Below are 23,182 nucleotides of genomic sequence, written 5' to 3'. Positions count from 1 at the left end.
ATGGTGAATATGGATGGTTGATCTTGTTGCATTTGTTACCCGTTGTCGGTTTTCAGTGGTGTGTTTAGAGCACTGGCCAGTACGGCCCGCGTCGAATGCATGGTTGAAAGCGGAGAAGCTGGATCAAATTTTTGTTGTGTTTAAGGGCATTCACTGCGGGGCGTTACCGGTAGCTTCACCCGAAGTCATATCGATAACCGCATGTCGGAGTCTTCCTGCGAGGAGCAAGGAGTCAAGATGTTTGATATTGTCGAACTGTCGCGCTTACAGTTTGCTTTAACGGCGATGTACCACTTCTTATTTGTCCCATTAACGCTAGGCATGGCGTTTTTGCTGGCAATTATGGAAACGGTATATGTACTGTCAGGCAAACAAATCTATAAAGATATGACCAAATTCTGGGGCAAGTTATTTGCAATTAACTTTGCTCTGGGTGTGGCCACCGGTTTGACCATGGAGTTCCAGTTCGGGACCAACTGGTCATATTTCTCACACTACGTCGGTGATATTTTCGGGGCCCCTCTGGCCATCGAAGGTCTGATGGCGTTCTTCCTTGAATCGACGCTGGTCGGCCTGTTCTTCTTCGGCTGGGATCGTCTGGGCAAGGTGCAGCACATGGCCGTAACCTGGCTGGTGGCACTGGGCTCAAACTTCTCTGCGCTGTGGATCCTGGTGGCCAACGGCTGGATGCAGAACCCTATCGCCTCGGACTTTAACTTCGAAACCATGCGCATGGAGATGCTCAGCTTCTCCGAACTGGTGCTCAACCCGGTTGCGCAGGTTAAGTTCGTTCACACCGTAGCTGCCGGCTACACCTGTGGTGCGATGTTCGTACTGGGTATCAGCTCTTACTACCTGTTGAAAGGCCGTGATACTGCCTTTGCCAAACGTTCCTTCGCAATCGCTGCCAGCTTCGGTATGGCTGCCGTACTGTCCGTAATCGTACTGGGTGATGAATCCGGCTACGAAATGGGTGACGTGCAGAAAACCAAACTGGCCGCCATCGAAGCCGAATGGGACACTCAACCGGCTCCGGCTTCCTTTACCCTGTTCGGTATTCCGAATCAGGATAAAATGGAAAACTCCTACGCGATCCAAATTCCTTATGCGCTCGGCCTGATTGCCACCCGCTCAACGGATACTCAGGTCACCGGCCTGAAGGATCTGATGGCGCAGCATGAAGTGCGTATCCGCAACGGGATGAAAGCCTACCAACTGCTGGAAGAGTTGCGCAGTGGCAATACCGATCCGGCGGTTCGCGCCGAGTTCAATAAAGCCAAGCAGGATTTGGGCTACGGTTTACTGCTGAAGCGTTATACCCAGAACGTCACCGACGCGACGGAAACGCAGATCCAGCAGGCGACCAAAGACTCTATCCCACGCGTAGCACCGCTGTACTTCGCCTTCCGTATCATGGTGGCCTGTGGCGTGCTGATGTTGCTGATTATCGGTCTGTCGTTCTGGAGCGTGCTTCGTGGCCGCATTGGCCAGAGAAAGTGGCTACACCGTGCGGCGCTGTATGGCCTGCCGCTGCCGTGGATTGCCATCGAAGCCGGCTGGTTTGTGGCTGAATACGGTCGTCAACCTTGGGCGATTGGTGAGGTGCTGCCGACTGCGGTTGCCAATTCTTCACTGACTGCGGGCGACATTCTGTTCTCGATGGGGCTGATTTGCGGCTTGTACACCCTATTCCTGGTGGCTGAAATGTACCTGATGTTCAAATTTGCACGTCTGGGTCCAAGCAGCCTGAAAACTGGCCGCTACCACTTTGAACAACCGACTGCCGCCGTGCAGGAAGCGCGCTAAACAGGAGTCCACGTATGTTTGATTATGAAGTACTGCGATTTATCTGGTGGGTCCTGATTGGCGTACTGCTGATCGGTTTCGCCGTCACCGACGGTTTCGACATGGGGGTCGGCATCCTGGTGCGCATTATCGGTAAAACCGATACCGAGCGCCGGGTGATGATCAACTCCATCGCGCCGCACTGGGACGGTAACCAGGTGTGGCTGATCACGGCCGGTGGTGCGTTGTTCGCCGCCTGGCCAATGGTCTATGCGGCGGCGTTCTCCGGTTTCTACGTCGCCATGATCCTGGTGCTGTCCGCCTTGTTCTTCCGCCCGGTCGGTTTTGACTACCGCTCGAAGCTGGAAAGCAGCCGCTGGCGCAACATGTGGGACTGGGGCATCTTCATCGGCAGCTTTGTGCCGGCGGTGGTGTTCGGCGTGGCGTTCGGCAACCTGCTGCAGGGCGTGCCGTTCCACATGGACGAATACATGCGTCTGTTCTACACCGGCAACTTCTTCCAACTGCTGAATCCGTTTGGCCTGTTGGCGGGTGTCGTCAGCCTGACCATGCTGGTGACCCAGGGGGCAACCTACCTGCAGATGCGTACTAGCGGTGAGATCCACCTGCGTGCACGTGCTGCGGCGCAGATCTCCACGTTGGTGATGGCGGTGTTCTTCCTGTTGGGTGGTATTTGGCTGGTGAAAGGCATCGATGGTTATGTGATTACCTCGGCGCTGGATACCATGGCGGAGTCTAACCCGATGCGTAAAGAAGTGGCTCATCAGGCCGGTGCCTGGTTGATCAACTTCAACAAGTATCCGCTGCTGTGGGCATTGCCTGCCCTGGGTGTGGTGCTGCCGCTGTTTACGGTGCTGTTCTCCCGCATGTCGAAAGACGCGCTGGCGTTCGTGACTTCGTCACTGACCATTGCCTGCGTGATCCTGACTGCCGGTGTGACCATGTTCCCGTTCGTGATGCCGTCAAGCACCGTGCCTAACATCAGCCTGACCATGTGGGATGCCACCTCCAGTCTGTTGACGTTGGAAGTGATGACCGTTGTCGCGGCGATCTTCGTGCCTATCGTTCTGGGGTACACCAGCTGGTCGTATTACAAAATGTTCGGCCGTCTCGACAAAAACTTCGTCGAGAACAACAAGCATTCGCTGTATTAAGGATAGGGAGCTAAACCATGTGGTATTTTGCCTGGATTCTCGGAACGCTTCTTGCCTGTGCCTTCGGTATCATCACGGCGCTGGCGCTTGAGCACCACGAAGATTCAAAAGCACAGCAAGACGGTAAGTGATGAGTTCGTCATTAACTGACAAGCTGTACGCCATGACTGACAAGGGCCCTGTCCGGGCCCTTTCACTGGTGCTGGCGTTGATTTTGGCGGGCTGTATTTTTTGGGATCCGACCCGCTTTGCGGCGAAGACCAGCTCGCTGGAGATTTGGGAAGGGCTGCTGCTGATTTGGGCAGTTTGCGCCGGGGTGGTTCACGGCGTTGGCTTCAAACCGCTGCGGACGTTATGGCGCGCTTTTTTCGCGCCACTTCCGGCAATTGTGATCCTCGCCGCAGGATTACTTTACGTTTCTTTATAATCTCCGTTATAACCCCGAGTTATGGGCCCTTCCGGCCCATAATTATTTTCGTTCCCCTCTTGTAACCCATTCCCAACCCGATCTGTCTTGCGTATAGTAGCACCGTTAAATTGCATTGCTGGGAAGTAGAGTGAGTAATACGTTGTTTCGATGGCCGGTTCGCGTTTACTACGAGGATACCGATGCCAGTGGTGTGGTCTATCACGCCCGCTATGTCGCCTTTTTTGAAAGAGCGCGCACCGAGATGCTGCGTCATCACAACTTTCATCAACAGCAGCTGCTCAGTGAACATGTCGCTTTCGTGGTTCGGCGCATGACGGTGGATTACCTGGCTCCGGCTCGTCTCGACGAACAGCTGGAAGTGCAGAGTGAAATCACCTCAATGCGCGGGGCCTCTCTCACGTTTGCCCAACGCATTGTCAATTCTGACGGGACTCTCTTGAGTCAGGCCGATGTGTTGATTGCATGCATTGATCCACACCAAATGAAGCCGATAGCGCTTCCTAAGTCTATTGTCGCGGAGTTTAAGCAGTGACTGACATGAACATCCTAGATTTATTCTTGAAGGCGAGCCTGCTGGTTAAGCTTATCATGTTGATTTTGATATGCTTCTCAGTGGCCTCTTGGGCGATCATCATCCAGCGCACCCGCATCCTGAATGCGGCCACGCGTGACGCCGAAGCCTTTGAAGACAAATTCTGGTCCGGTATCGAGCTTTCTCGCCTGTACCAGGAAAGCCAGGCGCGCCGCGATAGCCTGACCGGCTCAGAGCAAATTTTCCACTCTGGTTTCAAAGAGTTCGCTCGTTTACACCGCGCTAACAACCATGCGCCGGAATCGGTGATCGAAGGGGCGTCACGCGCCATGCGTATCTCGATGAACCGCGAGCTGGAAACGCTGGAAAACCACATTCCTTTCCTCGGCACCGTGGGTTCGATCAGTCCGTATATCGGTCTGTTCGGCACCGTGTGGGGGATTATGCACGCCTTTATCGCACTGGGCGCGGTGAAGCAGGCCACGCTGCAAATGGTAGCACCGGGTATCGCTGAAGCACTGATCGCAACCGCCATCGGTTTGTTCGCCGCTATTCCGGCCGTTATGGCCTATAACCGCCTCAACCAGCGCGTCAACAAGCTTGAGCAGAATTACGACAACTTTATGGAAGAGTTCACCGCTATTCTGCATCGTCAGGCCTTCTCCAGCGACAGCAAATAAGTAGGAGGTAGCATGGCGAGAGTTCGTGGACGTAATCGGCGCGAGCTGAAGTCCGAAATAAACATCGTTCCGTTGCTCGACGTGTTGCTGGTGCTGTTGCTGATCTTTATGGCAACGGCGCCGATTATCACGCAGAGCGTTGAGGTTGATCTGCCGGACGCCACCGATTCCAAGACGGTGTCCAGCGATGATAACCCGCCGGTGATCCTTGAGGTTTCAGGCGTGGGTCAATACACCCTGGTGGTGGATCACAACCGCATGGAGCTGCTGCCGCCGGAACAGGTTGCCGCCGAAGCCAAGTCGCGTTTAGCGGCTAACCCGAAAACGGTCTTTTTGATCGGTGGGGCGAAGGAAGTACCGTACGATGAGATTATCAAGGCATTGAATATTCTCCATCAGGCGGGCGTGGCTTCCGTGGGACTAATGACCCAGCCAATCTGACCCTAAGGTCAGTGGCAACCCGGTTCCTGTGCCATTGGCTCAGGAACCCCGTATAAGCAACACCAGTTTTTGGGAATCTATTTTGGTAAAGGCAACTGAGCAAAACGATAAGCTGAACCGCGCCGTTATTGTTTCGGTCGTTCTGCACTTTGTATTGATTGCCCTGCTGATTTGGGGATCGCTGCAAGAAAACGTCGACATGAACAGTGCCGGCGGCGGTGGCGAAGGTTCTGTCGTCGGTGCAGTGATGGTCGATCCCGGGGCAGTGGTGGAGCAGTACAACCGCCAGCAACAGCAGAGTAACGACGCGCAGCGTGCTGAAAAGCAGCGCCAGAAAAAAGCGGAACAACAAGCCGAAGAACTTCAGCAGAAGCAAGCGGCGGAGCAACAGCGCCTGAAAGAGCTGGAGAAAGAGCGTTTGTCTGCGCAGGAAAAAGCGGCGCAGGACGCGAAAGAACAGGCTGAACAGCAGAAGCAGGCCGCAGAGCAGCAAAAACAGGCGGCGGAGCAACAAAAGCAGGCTGCTGAACAGCAAAAAGCGGCCGAGAACGCCGCGGCGAAAGCCAAAGAACAACAGAAAGTAGCGGAAGCGGCCGCCGCCAAGGCCAAGGCCGAGGCAGATAAAGTCGCTAAAGCACAGGCCGACGCGCAGAAGAAAGCGGAGTCTGAAGCCAAGAAAGAAGCGGCTGCTGCCGCTGCCGCCAAGAAACAGGCGGAAGAAGCGAAGAAAGCCGCTGCTGCCGAAGCTGCAGAGAAAAAGGCCGCTGCCGAAGCCGAGAAGAAAGCTGCAGCAGAAGCCGAGAAAAAAGCCGCAGCTGATGCCGAGAAGAAAGCGGCTGCAGAAGCTGAGAAAAAAGCCGCCGCTGCCGAAAAAGCCGCTGCTGAGAAAGCTGCTGCCAAGAAGGCCGCAGACGCCAAGAAGAAAGCGGCTGCCGCAGCGGCAGCTCAGTCTTCGGACGTCAATGATCTGTTTGGCGACCTGGCGGACGGTAAAAACGCGCCGAAAGGCGGCGGGGCTAAAGCGAAGGGTGACGGTAAACCGGCCGGTCAGGGCAATGCCAAGACCGCGGGGGCCAGTGGTGCCGAGATTAACGGCTATCTGGGGCAGATCACCTCGGCTATTCAAAGCAAGTTTTACGACGCGGACTTATATAAAGGGCGTAAGTGTGACCTGCGGATCAAATTGGCACCGGACGGTTTGCTGATTGATGTTAAATCGGAGGGGGGCGATCCGGCATTGTGTCAGGCAGCAATAGCCGCCGCTAAGCAGGCAAGAATACCGAAACCGCCAAGCCAGGCAGTTTACGAGGTGTTTAAGAATGCTCCCCTTACATTTAGACCAGAATAATGGTTGTTTTGGCTGAGTCATATCGCAGGGATGTACTAAGGTAACCAACAGGGATTATGTAGTTTTGTTTGCGTTGGTTTGTTAAAATTCTGCTAATTTATCGCAGGCATCCCGCCTGGATAAGGGAGATGAGATGAAGCAGGCATTTCGAGTAGCGTTAGGTTTTTTAATACTGTGGGCCTCCGTTCTTCACGCGGAAGTTCGCATTGAAATCACCCAAGGGGTCGACTCCGCTCGCCCGATTGGTGTGGTGCCGTTTAAATGGGCTGGCCCAGGCACGCCTCCGGAAGATATTGGCAAGATTGTCGGCGCAGACCTGCGCAACAGCGGCAAATTCAACCCAATTGACGTAGCGCGCATGCCGCAGCAACCGACCACCGCGTCTGAAGTGACGCCGGCGGCCTGGACTGCATTGGGCATTGACGCAGTCGTGGTCGGTCAGGTTCAACCTGGTGCGGACGGCGGCTACCTGATCTCTTATCAACTGGTGGACACTTCAGGTTCTCCAGGCACCGTATTGGCGCAGAACCAGTATAAAGTGACCAAACAGTGGTTGCGTTATTCTGCTCACACCGCCAGTGACGAAGTGTTTGAAAAGCTGACCGGTATCAAGGGCGCATTCCGTACCCGTATCGCTTACGTTGTGCAGACCAACGGCGGGAAATTCCCGTACGAGCTGCGCGTAGCGGATTACGACGGCTACAACCAGTTTGTGGTACACCGTTCACCGGAACCACTGATGTCCCCGGCCTGGTCGCCGGACGGCAGCAAACTGGCGTACGTGACCTTTGAAAGCGGCCGCTCTGCGCTGGTGGTTCAGACCCTGGCTAACGGTGCTATCCGTCAGATCGCCTCGTTCCCGCGCCACAACGGTGCACCGGCGTTCTCACCGGACGGCAGCCGTCTGGCCTTCGCACTGTCTAAAAGCGGCAGCCTGAACCTGTACGTGATGAATCTGGGCTCTGGCCAGATTACTCAAATCACCGACGGGCGCAGCAACAATACCGAACCGACCTGGTTCCCGGATGGCCAGTCTCTGGCGTATACCTCCGATCAGGGTGGCCGGCCACAGATTTATAAAGTCAGTGCCAGTGGCGGTGCGTCACAGCGTCTGACATGGGAAGGCTCTCAGAATCAGGATTCTGAAGTCAGCTCTGATGGTAAATTCCTGGTGATGGTGAGCTCAAACAATGGTGCTCAGCATATCGCCAAACAAGATCTCGGATCGGGTGCAGTTCAAGTTTTGACCGGCACCTTCCTGGACGAAACGCCTAGTATTGCGCCAAACGGCACCATGGTGATCTATAGCTCCACGCAAGGTATGGGCTCCGTGTTGCAACTGGTATCGACTGATGGGCGTTTTAAAGCGCGTCTTCCGGCAACTGATGGACAGGTCAAATTCCCTGCCTGGTCGCCGTATCTGTGATGCATGTGTAAATATGTATGGCAAACTATAAAAGGATTAAAGAAATGCAACTGAACAAAGTGCTGAAAGGGCTTCTGCTGGCACTGCCAGTCCTGGCTGTAGCAGCTTGTAGTTCTAACAAAAGCGCAAACAACGACCAATCTGGTCTGGGCGCTGGCGCTGGCACTGGTACAGAAAACGGCAGCAGCAACCTGTCTTCTGAAGAACAAGCTCGTCTGCAGATGCAAGAACTGCAGAAGAACAACATTGTTTACTTCGGTCTGGACAAGTATGACGTGAGCTCTGAGTTCGCTCAGATGCTGGACGCGCACGCTGCATTCCTGCGTAACAACCCGTCTTACAAAGTGACCGTAGAAGGCCACGCGGATGAGCGCGGTACGCCGGAATACAACATTGCCCTGGGTGAGCGTCGTGCTAACTCCGTGAAAATGTACCTGCAAGGTAAAGGCGTTTCAGCTGACCAAATCTCTATCGTTTCTTACGGTAAAGAAAAACCAGCAGTACTGGGCCACGACGAAGCGGCTTATGCTAAAAACCGTCGTGCAGTTCTGGTTTACTAAGAGAATCGCATGAACAGTAACTTCAGACGTCACTTGTTGAGTCTGTCGTTACTGGTTGGCGTAGCGGTCCCATGGGCCGCTACTGCCCAAGCGCCAATCAGTAATGTCGGCTCCGGCTCGGTCGAAGACCGTGTCACCTCGCTTGAGCGCATCAGCAATGCTCAAGGCCAGCTTTTAAACCAACTCCAGCAACAACTCTCTGACAATCAGCGCGATATTGACTCGCTCCGCGGGCAAATCCAGGAAAGCCAATATCAACTGAATCAGGTCGTTGAACGCCAAAAGCAAATCTATCAGCAGATGGATAGCATCAGCCAGGGCGGCGCTCAGAGCTCTGCTGCCGCAGCGGGTGCCGCGGGTGGAGCAGCAGCGGCTGCGTCCTCCGAAGGCGCTGACAGTGCGTCTGCGGGCGCTACAGCAGCAGCGCCGGCCAGCAAGGGTGATGAAAACAGCGACTACAATGCCGCTGTTTCATTAGCGCTGGAAAAAAAACAGTATGACCAGGCAATTTCTGCTTTTCAGACCTTCGTAAAACAGTACCCAAAGTCTACTTACCAGCCTAATGCCAACTATTGGCTGGGCCAGTTGTATTACAACAAGGGTAAGAAAGACGATGCGGCTTACTATTATGCGGTCGTGGTGAAGAATTACTCAAAGTCACCTAAGGCGCCGGACGCCATGTACAAGGTAGGTATCATCATGCAGGAGAAAGGGCAGGCCGATAAAGCCAAAGCCGTGTTCCAGCAGGTGATTAAACAATACCCAACCAGTGCGGCGGCCAAACAGGCGAAAAGTCGCGTAGCCGGTTAGTCAGAAAAAATAATGAGCCCAGAAGTTAGTCGATTTGACCGCTTTCTGGGCTCATTCGCGTGAAGAACAAGCAGTTGAACCCCTTGTTCAAAAATTTAGGTTGCGCTGCCAAGATAAATTAGTAATATATGCCGCCGTTGCCAAGACATCTTGCAAGATGTTAAAGCAGCAAGGAAATTGGGTCGTTAGCTCAGTTGGTAGAGCAGTTGACTTTTAATCAATTGGTCGCAGGTTCGAATCCTGCACGACCCACCAATTTCTGAAGTAGTAGCAGTAACCACGTCAGTGGGTGATTAGCTCAGTTGGTAGAGCATCTCCTTTACACGGAGGGGGTCGGCGGTTCGAGCCCGTCATCACCCACCACTGCTGTGGGTCGTTAGCTCAGTTGGTAGAGCAGTTGACTTTTAATCAATTGGTCGCAGGTTCGAATCCTGCACGACCCACCATTTCAGAATTGTTTTTCCTCAATCCAGGCTTCGGTTTGTATTGGCTGTTCAGCAGTAAACCACACCAGTGGGTCGTTAGCTCAGTTGGTAGAGCAGTTGACTTTTAATCAATTGGTCGCAGGTTCGAATCCTGCACGACCCACCATTCTTGCAGCGAGTTCCTCTCCTGCTTACGCGGTTCAGCAGTAAACCACACCAGTGGGTCGTTAGCTCAGTTGGTAGAGCAGTTGACTTTTAATCAATTGGTCGCAGGTTCGAATCCTGCACGACCCACCATCTTTCATAGTCCCTCAGTACTTCCCCAGAATTAAAAATCATACAGCACGAGTCGCGTAAGCCAGAAGCTGCGTTCAGATTCGTGAAAATCTCCGGTACGTTCCACCCTCCGCCATTTTTGTTGGCATGCGCACTCCATTCTCTCTATCACGAAAGCACTTTCCCCCTGCAGATCTCTCTCTTTGATCAAAAATTCAATCCATTAAACTTCATCGGCGTGATATTGAAAATATCAGCGGACTTTTCGCTCAATTTTAGGTATTTTGTTTAGTATATAAAACGAAGGGGGTTGCGATGGGTAATACCCGGGCAGCAGACACCCAGCCTAGCACAGAGATTGCAGCGATGAGTGAAATGTTTGATGTTAATGCGGCGGTGTACCCGTTCCCGCCCAAACCCGTGCCGTTAGACGTCGCGCAGAAGGCGTTTTATCGTGAGAAGATTAAAACCCTGCTCAAGCAGCGCAATGCGGTGATGGTGGCCCATTACTATACCGATCCTGAGATCCAGGCGCTGGCGGAGGAAACCGGCGGCTGTGTGGCGGACTCGCTGGAAATGGCGCGCTTTGGCAGTAATCACCCGGCTTCGACCTTATTGGTCGCCGGCGTGCGCTTTATGGGCGAAACCGCCAAAATCCTCAGCCCGGAAAAACAGGTGCTGATGCCGACGCTGCACGCAGAGTGCTCGCTGGATCTTGGCTGTCCGGAAGAAGAATTCCATGCATTTTGCGACAGCCACCCCGATCGCACCGTGGTGGTCTACGCTAATACCTCGGCGGCGGTAAAAGCCCGTGCGGACTGGGTAGTTACCTCCAGTATCGCCGTTGAACTGATTGAGCACCTCGACAGCCTGGGCGAGAAAATCATCTGGGCCCCGGACCGTCACCTGGGCAACTATGTGCAAAAGCAGACAGGGGCCGACGTATTGTGCTGGCAGGGGGCCTGTATCGTCCATGACGAGTTTAAAACCCAGGCCCTGATGCGCATGAAGGCCTTATACCCTGACGCGGCGATACTGGTGCACCCTGAGTCGCCACAGGCGGTGGTTGACCTGGCCGATGCGGTAGGCTCAACCAGCCAATTGATACAGGCGGCGAAAACTTTGCCTAATCCGCAGCTGATTGTCGCCACCGATCGCGGTATTTTTTATAAGATGCAACAGGCCTGCCCGGACAAGGAGCTTTTTGAAGCGCCGACCGCCGGTGAAGGCGCCACCTGTCGCAGCTGTGCGCACTGCCCATGGATGGCGATGAACGGCCTGAAGGCGATTGCCGACGGGCTGGAGCAGGGCGGTGCACTGCATGAGATCCACGTGGATGCGGCGTTACGTCAAAAGGCGTTAATCCCGCTGAACCGGATGTTGGATTTTGCTGCCCAATTAAAAATGCAGGTAAAAGGGAACGCTTAACCGTTTAATAAGGATAATAAAATGAGCTTTTTCAGTACCAGCAATATCTTGGTGCATATCCCGCTGGGCGCAGGGGGTTATGATCTGTCATGGATTGAGGCGATCGGCACCCTGTTCGGTTTGTTGTGTATCTGGTATGCCAGCAAAGAGAAAATCATCAATTACCTGTTCGGCCTGATTAACGTCACGCTGTTCGCGGTGATTTTCTTCCAAATCCAGCTTTACGCCAGCCTGCTGCTGCAGCTGTTCTTCTTTGTTGCCAATATCTACGGCTGGTACGCCTGGAGTCGCCAGACGCAGGATAATCAGGCCGAGCTGAAGATTCGTTGGTTACCGCTGCCGAAGGCATTGGGCTGGGCGGCGGTATGTGTGATCGGCATTGCACTGATGACCTTTAATATCGACCGTGTTTTCGCCTGGTTGACTCAGGTTGCGGTGACGGTAATGCAGGGCTTGGGCCTCAGCGTGCAAATGCCTGAGCTGCAACCGGACGCCTTCCCGTTCTGGGATTCGGCGATGATGGTGCTGTCGATCGTCGCGATGATTCTGATGACGCGCAAGTACGTGGAAAACTGGTTGCTGTGGGTGGTGATTGACGTGATTAGCGTGGCGATTTTTGCCTATCAGGGCGTTTACGCCATGGCGCTGGAATACGTGATCCTGACGCTGATTGCGCTGAACGGTTCCTGGCTGTGGATCAAAAGCGCCGGCAACAACCACTCGCGGCCTTTGTCTTCCGCACCTTAAAATATCGCCGGGGCGCCCTACAAGGCGCCCCGTTTGTTTTAATGATGATGCCCCAGATGGGAATGCGAGCCGGAATGTGAGTGGTCACTCGGCTCGGGAGCCCGATTAATTCCGCAGTCGGGCGTATCACAATGCTGGTATTCCATTTGAATGGTCACGTGGCCAATCCGGTAGTGTTCCAACAGATAGCCCTGAATGCGGCGCAGCAAGCCATCATGGTCATTCGGCGGTATCACCTGCGCATGCAGCGTCATCAGCTTCTGTTCACCAATCTGCCAGACGTGGACGTGGTGGATATTGCGTACTTCCGGAATATTCAGGCACAGGTCTTTTTGCAGTTTGGCGATATCCACTTCCTGTGGCGTACCTTCCAGCAGCTCGTGGAAGCTCTCCTTCAGCAGCCGCCAGGCACTGCGTATCACCAGGCAGGATACCAGTACCGACAATATCGGGTCGATCGGCGTCCAGCCGGTGGTCAGGATCACAATCGCCGCGGCAATGGCACCCACCGACCCCAGTAAATCCCCCAATACGTGCAATGCCGCGGCCCGCACGTTGATGTTCTTCTCTTCGCTGCCGCGGTGCAACAGCCAGAAGGCGAACAGGTTAGCCAGCAACCCCGCTATGGCGATAATCAGCATTGGGGTACCCATCACCGGCTGTGGTTCGAAGAAACGCCGTATCGCCTCCCACAGTATGAATACCACGATCACCAACAGCGCGGCGGCGTTGAGGAAAGCCGCAAGCGTCGTCAAGCGCAGATAACCGAAGGTATGGCGTGCATTGGGCTTACGCTGCGAGAAGTGCACCGCCATCAATGCCACCAGCAGCGCCGCCGCATCGGTGAGCATATGGCCGGCATCGGCCAGCAGCGCCAGGGACCCTGAAATTAACCCACCGATCACTTCGGCGATCATGAATACCGCAGTGACTAAAAAAGCGGTCAGTAGGCGTTTACTATTACTGTCTTTCGGTAGGTGTACGTGCGGGCTATCCGACATTATTCATCCTTATGATGCATAGCAATATACGACTCGTTAGCGCTGACCAGATCATCCAGTTCTATCAGTATCTGTTCCACTAACGTACTTAGTTCAGTATAGGCGTCCTGAAGCAATGTTCCTTCACGACCGCTTTCCACCAATTGTTGGCACAGGCTGGCCGCTGCCGGCAGTTGCAACATCAACAGGCTACCCTTAATGCGATGCGCGGCTTGCCCAAGCTGTAGCCAGTCCTCGCTTTGTGCCGCTAGCGCGAGCCGCTGTCGGTCTTGCTGCAGGGTTGTCAGCAGCGTTGTCGCCAAACGCTGGATCATCGGTCGGTCATTATCGGCCATATCGGCCAGGGACTGCTGAAGGTCAGTAAGGACTAACTGCTGCTCCAGCGCCTGGGGTTGCTGTGGCAACGCTTGAGCGAGTGCGTCCAGCGAGATGGGCTTGGTTAAAAAGCGATCTATAGCCACCAGCTCCGGCGGGATACGGGTAAATTCCTGCACGTCCGCCGAGCAGAGGATAATTTGGCAAGCCGGGAGATGATGCCGCTGCTCGTCGCGGCGTATCAGTCTTGCTAGCGTCAGGCCATCCGGGCGCGGCATATTGTAATCAATGAACAGCAGATCAAACGGCTGCCGACGATGGGCTTTCAGCAGCGGATAACCCTGCTCGAACAGCGTCGGCTGCAGACCGAAGTGGCGCAACTGTCGTTCCATCAGCAGGAGATTGGTGGGGTGATCGTCAATCAGCGCCACGCGCAAACTCGGCGGCGGCAGGTTGAGCGGCTTATCGGTTTGCTGTGTCGCCGAGTCAAGAGCAACCTCGGTGACCGGTACCGACAGGGAAACCTCAGTGCCGACGCCGAGACGCGAGTGCAACTCAATCCGTCCGCCCATTTGTTCGATAATTTCCTTGCAAATAGACAGCCCTAATCCGGTTCCCTGCACGGATACTCGCTGCGCACCGCGCGCGCGGTAAAACGGCTGGAACAGTTTGCCAATCTCATCGGCGGCGATGCCACACCCGCTGTCGGTCACCGTCAGCGACAGTTCTCCCTGCTGTGCAGACTGCTCACGCCAGCCGATGCTGACCTGAATACTGCCGCGCGGTGTGAACTTAATCGCATTATTTATCAGATTGTTAGCGACCTGAAGTAAACGCTCACCATCAATAAGAACGGCTGCGGGCAGGTTGTCGGCCGCACTCACGTTTAACGTGACTGGGCGTTCGCCAATCAGCGGTCGGTACAGGGCGCTAATGTGGGCCACCCAAGGGTGCAGGGCTACGGCCTTGGGCGCTAAGGTTAACGAGCCGGTGGCCAGTCGGGCATGATCTTGCAAGTCATTGAGCAGGTTGAGCAACGATGATGCCGAGCTGTAGATCACCGGCAGCCCCTCGGGCGTTGGCTGACGTTTCAGCTCTAGCTCCAACAAACCAAGAATGGCGTGCATCGGAGTACGCAATTCATGGCTGACGGTAGCCAGGAATTTACTCTTCATTCGGTTTTCGGCTTCCGCATGCCGACGAGCCTGTTCAAGCACTTCCCGTTCGCGCTTATCCCGTCTCTGCAGGATAAACCGGCGCAGGGTCAGCCCCAACAGCAACAGGATCGCCGCAGCCAGCAGCGCCAGCAGCCAGGTGGTTTGTGGCTGCATACGGTTTTCATTCACGGCGTCAATCAGGTTGCTACGATCGACAATCCACTCATCGCGCAGTGATTGCAGCGTTTCCGACGGGATCTGCATCAGGTTTTTATCGAGGATAGCCAACAGTAATGGCTGATCCTGCCGCACGCCGAACGCTACCGGGTAGGCAATATTATTGGCGGCGAACGCCAACTTTATCGCCCCGGAGTAACGAGACAAAGCGACAAAGTTTGCCGAAATCACGTTATCCACCAGCGCATCCAACTGGCCGTTAGCCAGAGCGTCATACATGGCCTTACTGTCGGCAAAACGGATCTGTTCTTCGTTGGCAGGCACCAGGCCTTGTGCCAGATCGCCCTGCAGTACGCCAATGCGTTTACCGGCCAGATCGCTCCAGGTGGAAATCCCGTTGTCGTGTTGGCCAACATACACCCCCCACAGCGAACGGTGGATGGGCATACTTGCGCTGTAGCGCGCTTTAACCCCACGCGCCAATGGTAACGCGGTGCGAAAGCTGGCCTGGCCGGATTGCACCAGTTGATCGGCCTGTTCGGCATTGCGCGCCCACAGCGGAACAAAGCGCAACCCGGTGTTTTGCGCAATGATATTCAAAATGTCGATGGCATAACCGCGCGCTTGCCCACCGGAACCGCGGTAAGCGAAGGGGAAATTATTCTCGATGGCGGCGTAATAGACGGTGGGGTGAGTCTTCACCCAGCTTTTCTCCATCTGCGTCAGATCGGCATTGCCGGTATCGAGATAGCTGGGGATCTTTTTACTCCAGCGGCTTTGGATGGCATTCATCAACTCCATCGGGGTGTCGGCGATGGCCACGTTGAGGGTCTCGATCAGCGCCGGGTTGGCGGCGGCAAATACGAACGACAGGTTGCCGAGGTTGAGGGTACTTTCGATCTGATAAAGCTGGCCGAGCTGCAGCTGGTCGATAATAAAGCTGGCGCTGGCTTCATCGGCAATAAAGTAGTCGCTGCTGCCATTGAGCAGGGCATACACCGCCTGAAGGTTGTTGTTATAGCGTTGTACGTGGGACGACACCGTCTTTAGCGCATTGCCGGCCTGCATATCGGTCAGGGTGCTGATCGCCACCCGGGCATTGGCGGAGTTGAGCATCACTTTGCGATCGTTGCTGCGATCGCGCAGTACGCGCAGGTTACTGACGTAATAAGGCTGAGAAATTTTCAGGCCGTGTAGCGCTTCGTTTTGCGGAATGCCGTACACCAGATCGACAGTCCCGTCATGCAACGCTTGCTCAAGTTTCGCCAGATCGGAGAAGCCGTAGATCTGAAAGTGGATGCCGGTGACCTGTTGAACATAGCCCAGGTAGTCGGCATTCAGACCGTACAGGTCGTCATCCACAATAATATTATAAGGGCTGGTATTTTCACTGATGATACCGATGCGCAGCGTCGCGTCGCGCCAGGGATTTTTCTCGCTGGCGATCAGCAGGTCGGGCGGGATATTCAGGTTGCTGACCAATTGATAACGTACCGGCTGCGCCGCGTGCGCCAGACTGCCGACGCACAGCAACATCGTTATCAGCAGCAAAAGCGCACGCATCATGGCGCCAGCTCTTTAAACACCGCCACCAGCTCCAACAGATTACTGGCGCCGGTCTTACGCAGAATATTCTTCTTGTGGGTACTGACGGTTTTGTTGCTGATGTTCAGCATCTCGGCGATTTGCAGATTGGACAAGCCTTTGCTGAGCAGCCCGAGCACCTGCAGTTCTTTTGGCGTCAGCAGTGTACCTTCTGCCGGTAGCGCCTCCTCGGTCATGGCGGTGGCGGGAAAGCTCAAGCTTCCATCCAGTACGGTTTCAATCGCCAGCACCAGCTCTTCGAGACGGCTGCCCTTGTGCACAAATCCGTTGGCGCCGGCCGAATAGGCCATACGGGCGTAGATATCTTCTTCCTGTGCGGTATAGATCATGATCGGTTGCTGCGGATAGTGGCGGCGGATTTTTTTCAATAATTGCAAACCGTCCACCTGCGGCAGACCGATATCGAGGATCACCAGCGCAAAGTCGGCCGTGGCCAATTGGGCCATTGCCTGAACATCGTCTTGCACCGCCTGCAGGTGATAGAGGCGGGATGACTTGATTAGCGCCGCTTCCAGTGCGACATGAACCACCGGGTGGTCATCAACTAATAACAAAGAGGGCATGGCTTGGCTCGAGTAACAGTATCCTGGCCGTTAGCATAACGAAAAAGGAGCCACTGCGCTCCCCTGATGAAACAGCACAATCCACTGTTAATTTAGAGGTTCATTCGGCAGGTGGCAAAGGTGATTTACAGCGTTATCCGCACAGGCTAAATTGGTTGGATCTATGCTCTGCGAAATACCGCCTCTCGATACCGAATGGAAAAGTTATGAATTACCAAAACGACGATTTACGCATTAAAGAAATTAAGGAACTCCTGCCACCGGTGGCCCTGTTAGAGAAGTTTCCGGCTACTGAACGTGCAGCAGAGACGGTGTCAAAGGCACGCAGTGCCATTCATCAGATCCTTCGCGGCAGTGACGATCGCCTGCTGGTGGTGATTGGCCCTTGTTCAATCCACGATACCAAAGCGGCGAAAGAGTATGCCGGTCGCCTGCTGTCGCTGCGTCAGGAACTGAGCGGCGAGCTGGAAGTGGTGATGCGGGTTTATTTTGAAAAGCCGCGTACCACCGTGGGCTGGAAAGGATTGATCAACGATCCGCAAATGGATAACAGCTTCCAGATCAACGACGGTCTGCGTCTGGCCCGTAAGCTGCTGCTGGATATTAACGATACCGGTTTGCCGGCGGCGGGCGAATTCCTCGACATGATCACCCCGCAGTACCTGGCAGATCTGATGAGCTGGGGCGCGATCGGCGCTCGTACCACTGAATCTCAGGTGCATCGCGAGCTCTCTTCCGGCCTGTCTTGCCCGGTTGGCTTCAAGAACGGTACCGACGGCACCATCAAGGTTGCTATTGACGCCATCAATGCTGCCAGCGCACCGCACTGTTTCCTGTCGGTGACCAAATGGGGCCATTCAGCCATTGTGAACACCAGCGGTAACGGCGATTGCCACATTATTCTGCGCGGCGGCAAAGAGCCGAACTACAGCGCGGCGCATGTGAAAGAAGTCAAAGAAGGCCTGGTCAAAGCGGGTCTGCCGGCGCAGGTGATGATCGATTTCAGCCATGCCAACAGCAGCAAGCAATTCAAAAAGCAGCTGGAAGTGAATGCTGACGTTTGCAAGCAGATTGCCGGCGGCGAAAAGGCGATTATGGGCGTGATGATTGAAAGCCATCTGGTGGAGGGCAACCAAAACCTGGAAAGCGGCGATCCGCTGGTTTATGGCAAGAGCGTCACCGATGCCTGCATCGGTTGGGAAGACACCGAAACCGTGCTGCGCGAGTTGGCAACAGCGGTGAAAGCGCGCCGCGGCTGATAAACCTGCCTGGTTCCAATAAAAAAGCCCCCGGCCAAAACCGGGGGCTTTTTAGATCATGCGGCGAAAATTACTTCGCTTTACCCTGGTTTGCCACGGCGGCCGCTTTAGCAGCGATCTCGTCGGCATTACCCAGGTAGTAACGTTTGATTGGCTTGAAGTTCTCGTCAAATTCATACACCAACGGCACGCCGGTTGGGATGTTCAGCTCGAGGATCTCGTCTTCGCTCAGGTTATCCAGGTATTTCACCAGCGCACGCAGGGAGTTGCCGTGTGCAGCAACGATAACGCGCTCGCCGCTTTTGATGCGTGGCAGAATTTCTTCGTCCCAGTAAGGGATCACGCGATCGATGGTCAGCGCCAGACTCTCGGTCAGCGGCAGCTCTTTCTCGGTCAGCGCGGAATAACGCGGATCGTGGCCCGGGTAACGTTCGTCATCTTTGGTCAGCTCTGGTGGAGTAACGGCGAAGCCGCGACGCCATTGCTTAACCTGCTCGTCACCGTATTTTTCTGCGGTTTCAGCCTTGTTCAGACCCTGCAGCGCGCCGTAGTGGCGTTCGTTCAGTTTCCAGGATTTCTCAGTCGGCAGCCAGGCCTGATCCAGTTCGTCCAGAATGTTCCACAGGGTGTGGATAGCGCGCTTCAGTACGGAGGTGTAAGCAAAGTCAAAAGAGAAACCTTCGTCTTTCAACAGTTTGCCTGCTGCTTTCGCTTCGGTGCGGCCTTTGTCGGACAAATCAACATCATACCAACCGGTGAAGCGGTTTTCGTTGTTCCACTGGCTTTCGCCGTGACGCACCAGAACCAGCTTAGTTACAGCCATAGCTTAACTCCTTAATAATCTGACATTTCAATGATAACGAAAATCATTATATTGCCGCGGCCGGGGGCTCGGCAATCGATAGTGTTTAACCATAGCCAATTTCTTGCCGCAAAGTAAGTGCTGTTCTGAGGAAAAGCTGAATCGATCAGGCTGGTGCAGACAGGGAGTGCGGCACGGCGAAGGGAGATTCGGCCGTGCCGTGGGGAAGGGCAATCAGGCTGCTTTTTTCAGGCAATTGCTCATAAAGGTTTTACGCTCGTCACCCTTCAGGCTTTTGGTCTTGGCGTCGGCGTTACAGGTTTTCATTTTCTGCTGCTGCGGAGTCAGCGTTTTGGTCGCAGCGGTGCCTTCGGATTTCAGGCAGGTGCTCATGAAGGTAGAGCGATCCGCGCCTTTCAGCGTTTTGCTGGTGGCCTGTTGATTACAATCGGTCATGCGTTTCTGCTGCGCGGCCTGTGCCGGTGATGGCGTTTTTGCTGCGGTCTCGGCAGCCATCAGATTGGTGCTCAGCAGTAAACCCGCCAGTAATGGAAGTGCAGTAATCAGACGCATAGGTGTTCCTTCAGCTATTGGCCGGCCGGGGTGGCCGAAAATTGTGACGTTGCACAAGGTGTTGTGCTTATCACCGTAGCCTGATTCTAGTGCGCGCTTTGGAATAAGGAAAGGCAGCCCTCGGCGCGGCAGCGGGGTAAAAAGGTAAGCATTTATAACAAACGGCCCCTCGCCGCGTGGCAAGGGGCGTAGCGGGTCAGATAGGATAAAACTGATAATGGGTGGCGCTCAGGTATTGTTGCCCCGGCTGCAGCCAACAGTCGGGCTGCGGCCATTCCGGGTGGTTCGGACTGTCCGGCAAAAACTCGCTTTCCAGCGCCACGCCGGCGTAATTGGCATAGCTGCCGCCTTCGCGTGCCGGGGTTCCGCCCAGATAGTTGCCGCTGTAGAGCTGCAACGCCGGCGCACTGGTGAAGACGCTCATTTGTACCTGGCCATCAGCCGACCAAAGATGGGCCGCCGGGCAGTCCAATGCGCCACAGGTACGATGCAGCAAAAAGGCATGATCGTAGCCTTTTACCCGCTGTTGGCAGCGATCGCTCAAAAAATCCTGCAGCAGCGTTTTTGGTTGGCGGAAGTCCATGCCGCTGTCTGCCACCGGGGTTAGATCGGCACAGGGGATGCCTTCGCTGTCGACCGGCAGATAGCGGTCGGCAAACAGCTGTAGCCGCTGATGGCGGGCGTCGGTTCCGGCCCCGTCGAGGTTGAAGTAGGCGTGGTTGGTTAAATTGACCGGGCAGGCGCTGTCGGTCCGCGCTTGATAGCTGATTTCCAGTCGATTGTCGGCAGTGAGTCGATAGTTGACCTGAATGTCGAGATTGCCGGGAAAACCCTGGTCACCGTCTGGCGAATGCAAGGCGTAGCTCACCTGCTGCTGATCCTGTTGGGTAATGCGCCAGCGGCGGGCATTAAATCCCTCTGGCCCACCGTGCAGCTGGTGTTCTCCCTGATTGGCGACCAGCGGATGCGGTTTGCCATCAATCTGCAGGCTGGCGTGCGCGATACGGTTGGCGTAGCGCCCGACGGTAGCGCCCAGGTAGGCCGCTTGATTCAGGTAGTCCGCTGGGGTACGACACCCCAGCAGCAACTCGCGCGTTTTGCCCGATTTCAGCTGCAATACTGCGGAGAGCCAAGTGGCGCCCCAATCCATCAGCGTTACCGTCATTCCGCCAGCGTTTTTCAACTGGGTCAATTGGTAGGGCTGGCCGTCAGGGGCCAACGTTTGACTGTCGCTCAGCATCTGCCGGCCCCCTCTGACGCCTTACAGACGTAAAAGGTTTCTTTCAGCCCATGGGTCTGCAGCGGGTATTCGCGTGCTACTGCCTCGCGGACCGGCTCGACCAGCGCCTGTGGCATCAGCGCCACGATACAGCCGCCAAAACCACCGCCGGTCATGCGCACGCCGCCGCGGTCGCCGATAACGGCTTTGACGATCTCCACCAGCCGGTCGATCGGCGGCACGGTAATTTCAAAATCATCGCGCATCGAGGCGTGCGACTCCGCCATCAGTTTGCCCATCAGCTTCATATCACCAGCGGCCAGCGCATCGGCAGCAGCCAGTGTACGATCGTTTTCGCTGATCACATGACGCGCTCGTTTGGCGACGATCGGATCCAGCTCATGCTGGATCGGGAAAAACAGATCCGGGCTGACATCGCGCAGCGCTTTGACACCGAAGAAGCGCGCGGCTTCCTCACACTGCTTGCGGCGGGTGTTGTATTCGCTGTCTACCAGACCGCGTTTCACATTGGAATTGATGATCACCACCGCGATATCTTCCGGCACCGATACTGCGCGGGTTTCCAGCGTTCGGCAGTCGATCAGCAAAGCATGATCCCGTTCGCCGAGCGCGGAAATCAGTTGATCCATAATCCCGCAGTTACAGCCGACAAACTGATTCTCTGCTTCTTGCCCATTGAGGGCCAGCGCTACGCCATCCAGCGGCAGGGCATACAGTGCCTGCATGGCCTGACCAACGGCGACTTCCAAAGAGGCGGAAGAACTGAGGCCGGCACCTTGCGGCACATTACCGGAAATCACCAGGTCCGCACCGCCAAAATCGCTGTTGCGTTGCTGCAGGTGTTTGATCACGCCGCGTACATAATCGGACCAGCGTTGGGTTGGATGGCTGACGATCGGTTCGTCGAGCGAAAACAGATCCTGCTCGGCGTCGTAATCGGCGGCGATCACCCGGATCTGACGGTCGTCGCGTTTGGCGCAGGCGATCACCGTCTGGTAATCGATGGCGCACGGCAGCACAAAACCGTCGTTATAGTCGGTATGCTCGCCGATCAAGTTCACCCGGCCCGGGGCCTGGATAGTCAGCGCGGGCGCGTAGCCAAAACGTTCGGTAAAAAGGGTGTGGGTAAGGTTCTTTAAACTCATTGTTGGGCTCCGGCTTCACGGTAATGAACATCGCTAACGGCACGCAGACGTTCTGCGGCCTGTTCTGCAGTCAAATCGCGCTGGGTTTCTGCCAGCATCTCGTAACCCACCATAAATTTACGCACCGTGGCGGAACGCAGCAGCGGCGGATAGAAGTGGGCGTGTAGTTGCCAATGGCGGTTATCTGCGTCGTTAAACGGGGCGCCGTGCCAGCCCATGGAGTAGGGGAAGGAGCACTGGAACAGGTTGTCGTAACGGCTGGTCAGTTTTTTCAGCGCCACGGCCAGGTCACGGCTCTGTTCGGCGCTGAGATCGGTAATGCGCTGCACTGAACTCTTCGGCAACAGCAGCGTTTCAAACGGCCAGGCCGCCCAGTAGGGCACCACGGCCAGCCAGTGTTCGGTTTCCACCACCGTACGGCTGCCGTCAGCCTGTTCGCGCTGGACGTAATCCGTCAACATCGCGGAGTGGTGCCGTTGGAAATACTCGCGTTGCAGCCGATCCTCATGCTCGACTTCGTTCGGCAAGAAGCTGTTGGCCCAAACCTGTCCATGCGGATGCGGATTAGAGCAGCCCATCGCGGCGCCTTTGTTTTCAAAAACCTGCACCCACGGATAGCTGCGTCCCAGATCGGCGGTCTGTTCCTGCCAGGTGGCAATCACTCGTTCCAGCGCTTGCAGCGGCAATTCCGGCAGGGTCTTGCTGTGATCGGGCGAGAAACAAATCACCCGGCTGGTGCCACGGGCGCTCTGGCAGCGCATCAGGGGATCCTGACTTTCCGGTGCCAGCGGGGTATCCGTCATCAGCGCGGCAAAGTCGTTGGTGAATACGTAGGTGTCCTGATAGTTCGGGTTTTTATCGCCGGTAACACGGGTGTTGCCCGGGCAGAGGAAACAGTCGGGATCGTGCTGCGGCAACGTTTCCTGCTGTGTGGACTCCTGTTGGCCTTGCCACGGCCGTTTGGCACGGTGTGGCGAGACCAATACCCATTGGCCGGTCAGCGGGTTGTAGCGGCGATGGGGATGATCTACGGGGTTAAAATCCGTCATGGTGGTTCCTTTTTCTCGGGCGATGCGGCGCGGTGTAATCGCTTTCATCTGCCGCTAACCTACCCTTGACTCATACAAATGGATAACTATGAGCAAAAAGATAGCACGTCCCACGGGGAAAAAGGTGATCCAGAGCGAAAAATGGAATCGTTTACACTGCGTGATGCAAGTGAGAAAACCGCTGGCAGTGTAGGAGGGGGAAAGCTGAAAAAGTTGGCATCAGGCTGGAAGTG

At 55.3% G+C, this 23,182-nt stretch carries 22 protein-coding genes and 5 tRNA genes; 19 read left to right on the top strand and 8 right to left on the bottom strand.

Features of this window, described 5'->3' with window-relative positions; all coding sequences use genetic code 11:
- Window positions 1-237 precede the first annotated feature (237 nt).
- The 18 genes from cydA (at window position 238) to pnuC (ending at window position 12,063) form a co-directional block, all read left to right on the top strand.
- Window positions 238-1,806: a cytochrome ubiquinol oxidase subunit I gene (cydA, locus tag ACMGG1_RS18040; protein WP_020825679.1), complete on the top strand. Its 1,569-nt coding sequence runs from the start codon at window positions 238-240 to the stop codon at window positions 1,804-1,806.
- A 14-nt stretch (window positions 1,807-1,820) separates the two neighbouring features.
- Window positions 1,821-2,960 carry a cytochrome d ubiquinol oxidase subunit II gene (cydB, locus tag ACMGG1_RS18035; protein WP_020825680.1) on the top strand — a complete coding sequence of 380 codons (1,140 nt, stop codon included), beginning with the start codon at window positions 1,821-1,823 and terminating at the stop codon, window positions 2,958-2,960.
- Window positions 2,961-2,977: 17 nt separating this feature from the next.
- Window positions 2,978-3,091 (top strand): cytochrome bd-I oxidase subunit CydX, encoded by a 114-nt coding sequence (cydX, locus tag ACMGG1_RS18030; RefSeq protein WP_004949761.1) that lies wholly within the window; start codon window positions 2,978-2,980, stop codon window positions 3,089-3,091.
- The gene (gene ybgE / locus ACMGG1_RS18025) at window positions 3,091-3,387 is read left to right on the top strand and encodes a cyd operon protein YbgE (protein WP_400825086.1); all 297 of its coding nucleotides are present in this window, start codon (window positions 3,091-3,093) and stop codon (window positions 3,385-3,387) included. The genes cydX and ybgE overlap by 1 nt, the downstream gene beginning before the upstream one ends.
- Window positions 3,388-3,517: 130 nt before the next feature.
- Window positions 3,518-3,922, top strand: a complete 405-nt coding sequence (ybgC, locus tag ACMGG1_RS18020) for a tol-pal system-associated acyl-CoA thioesterase (protein ID WP_020825682.1) — start codon at window positions 3,518-3,520, stop codon at window positions 3,920-3,922.
- Window positions 3,919-4,602, top strand: coding sequence for a Tol-Pal system protein TolQ (gene tolQ, locus ACMGG1_RS18015; RefSeq protein WP_039992358.1), 684 nt, complete (start codon window positions 3,919-3,921; stop codon window positions 4,600-4,602). Before ybgC ends, tolQ begins: the two co-directional genes overlap by 4 nt.
- 12 nt (window positions 4,603-4,614) lie before the next feature.
- On the top strand, window positions 4,615-5,043 hold the full coding sequence (gene tolR / locus ACMGG1_RS18010) for a colicin uptake protein TolR (RefSeq protein ID WP_020825683.1): 429 nt from the start codon (window positions 4,615-4,617) through the stop codon (window positions 5,041-5,043).
- A gap of 82 nt (window positions 5,044-5,125) precedes the next feature.
- The gene (tolA, locus tag ACMGG1_RS18005) at window positions 5,126-6,391 is read left to right on the top strand and encodes a cell envelope integrity protein TolA (protein ID WP_262255101.1); all 1,266 of its coding nucleotides are present in this window, start codon (window positions 5,126-5,128) and stop codon (window positions 6,389-6,391) included.
- Between the two features lie 133 nt (window positions 6,392-6,524).
- On the top strand, window positions 6,525-7,817 hold the full coding sequence (gene tolB / locus ACMGG1_RS18000; protein WP_020825685.1) for a Tol-Pal system beta propeller repeat protein TolB: 1,293 nt from the start codon (window positions 6,525-6,527) through the stop codon (window positions 7,815-7,817).
- Between the two features lie 44 nt (window positions 7,818-7,861).
- The gene (gene pal, locus ACMGG1_RS17995) at window positions 7,862-8,377 is read left to right on the top strand and encodes a peptidoglycan-associated lipoprotein Pal (protein WP_020825686.1); all 516 of its coding nucleotides are present in this window, start codon (window positions 7,862-7,864) and stop codon (window positions 8,375-8,377) included.
- 9 nt (window positions 8,378-8,386) lie between these two features.
- Window positions 8,387-9,187, top strand: a complete 801-nt coding sequence (gene cpoB, locus ACMGG1_RS17990) for a cell division protein CpoB (RefSeq protein ID WP_217330920.1) — start codon at window positions 8,387-8,389, stop codon at window positions 9,185-9,187.
- 179 nt (window positions 9,188-9,366) lie between these two features.
- Window positions 9,367-9,442 (top strand) — tRNA-Lys (locus tag ACMGG1_RS17985).
- Between the two features lie 32 nt (window positions 9,443-9,474).
- A tRNA-Val gene (locus tag ACMGG1_RS17980) sits at window positions 9,475-9,550 on the top strand.
- Window positions 9,551-9,557: 7 nt separating this feature from the next.
- Window positions 9,558-9,633: transfer RNA gene (locus ACMGG1_RS17975), tRNA-Lys, on the top strand.
- Between the two features lie 69 nt (window positions 9,634-9,702).
- Window positions 9,703-9,778: transfer RNA gene (locus ACMGG1_RS17970), tRNA-Lys, on the top strand.
- Window positions 9,779-9,833: 55 nt separating this feature from the next.
- Window positions 9,834-9,909 (top strand) — tRNA-Lys (locus ACMGG1_RS17965).
- 345 nt (window positions 9,910-10,254) lie between these two features.
- Window positions 10,255-11,316 (top strand): quinolinate synthase NadA, encoded by a 1,062-nt coding sequence (gene nadA / locus ACMGG1_RS17960; RefSeq protein WP_041415250.1) that lies wholly within the window; start codon window positions 10,255-10,257, stop codon window positions 11,314-11,316.
- A gap of 21 nt (window positions 11,317-11,337) precedes the next feature.
- On the top strand, window positions 11,338-12,063 hold the full coding sequence (gene pnuC, locus ACMGG1_RS17955) for a nicotinamide riboside transporter PnuC (RefSeq protein WP_046374260.1): 726 nt from the start codon (window positions 11,338-11,340) through the stop codon (window positions 12,061-12,063).
- 38 nt (window positions 12,064-12,101) lie between these two features.
- Here pnuC and zitB read toward each other — a convergent pair whose 3' ends face one another.
- The 3 genes from zitB to ACMGG1_RS17940 are packed head-to-tail and all read right to left on the bottom strand — an operon-like array spanning window position 12,102 to window position 16,881.
- Window positions 12,102-13,064, bottom strand: a complete 963-nt coding sequence (zitB, locus tag ACMGG1_RS17950; protein WP_046374259.1) for a CDF family zinc transporter ZitB — start codon at window positions 13,062-13,064, stop codon at window positions 12,102-12,104.
- The gene (locus tag ACMGG1_RS17945; protein WP_414160910.1) at window positions 13,064-16,279 is read right to left on the bottom strand and encodes an ATP-binding protein; all 3,216 of its coding nucleotides are present in this window, start codon (window positions 16,277-16,279) and stop codon (window positions 13,064-13,066) included. Before ACMGG1_RS17945 ends, zitB begins: the two co-directional genes overlap by 1 nt.
- On the bottom strand, window positions 16,276-16,881 hold the full coding sequence (locus tag ACMGG1_RS17940) for a response regulator (protein ID WP_400825093.1): 606 nt from the start codon (window positions 16,879-16,881) through the stop codon (window positions 16,276-16,278). The genes ACMGG1_RS17945 and ACMGG1_RS17940 overlap by 4 nt, the downstream gene beginning before the upstream one ends.
- 206 nt (window positions 16,882-17,087) lie before the next feature.
- Here ACMGG1_RS17940 and aroG point away from each other — a divergent pair, with 206 nt between their 5' ends.
- Complete coding sequence (aroG, locus tag ACMGG1_RS17935) at window positions 17,088-18,140, top strand: 3-deoxy-7-phosphoheptulonate synthase AroG (protein WP_020825692.1); 1,053 nt, start codon at window positions 17,088-17,090, stop codon at window positions 18,138-18,140.
- A 70-nt stretch (window positions 18,141-18,210) separates the two neighbouring features.
- Here aroG and gpmA read toward each other — a convergent pair whose 3' ends face one another.
- From gpmA to galT, 5 genes are all read right to left on the bottom strand, one after another.
- The gene (gene gpmA, locus ACMGG1_RS17930; RefSeq protein ID WP_004941818.1) at window positions 18,211-18,963 is read right to left on the bottom strand and encodes a 2,3-diphosphoglycerate-dependent phosphoglycerate mutase; all 753 of its coding nucleotides are present in this window, start codon (window positions 18,961-18,963) and stop codon (window positions 18,211-18,213) included.
- 213 nt (window positions 18,964-19,176) lie between these two features.
- Window positions 19,177-19,515, bottom strand: coding sequence for a PsiF family protein (locus ACMGG1_RS17925; protein ID WP_020825694.1), 339 nt, complete (start codon window positions 19,513-19,515; stop codon window positions 19,177-19,179).
- A 196-nt stretch (window positions 19,516-19,711) separates the two neighbouring features.
- Window positions 19,712-20,755: a galactose-1-epimerase gene (gene galM / locus ACMGG1_RS17920; protein WP_414160909.1), complete on the bottom strand. Its 1,044-nt coding sequence runs from the start codon at window positions 20,753-20,755 to the stop codon at window positions 19,712-19,714.
- Window positions 20,749-21,900: a galactokinase gene (gene galK / locus ACMGG1_RS17915; RefSeq protein WP_046374255.1), complete on the bottom strand. Its 1,152-nt coding sequence runs from the start codon at window positions 21,898-21,900 to the stop codon at window positions 20,749-20,751. Before galK ends, galM begins: the two co-directional genes overlap by 7 nt.
- Entirely contained in the window at window positions 21,897-22,949 is a 1,053-nt protein-coding gene (galT, locus tag ACMGG1_RS17910) for a galactose-1-phosphate uridylyltransferase (protein WP_020825697.1), read from the bottom strand. The genes galK and galT overlap by 4 nt, the downstream gene beginning before the upstream one ends.
- Window positions 22,950-23,182 lie beyond the last annotated feature (233 nt).

This window comes from Serratia sp. BNK-12 (assembly GCF_047456085.1).
Lineage (GTDB): Bacteria > Pseudomonadota > Gammaproteobacteria > Enterobacterales > Enterobacteriaceae > Serratia > Serratia liquefaciens.
The sequence above is the reverse complement of the archived record's forward strand: the minus strand, read 5'-3'. Positions and strand labels throughout refer to the sequence as shown.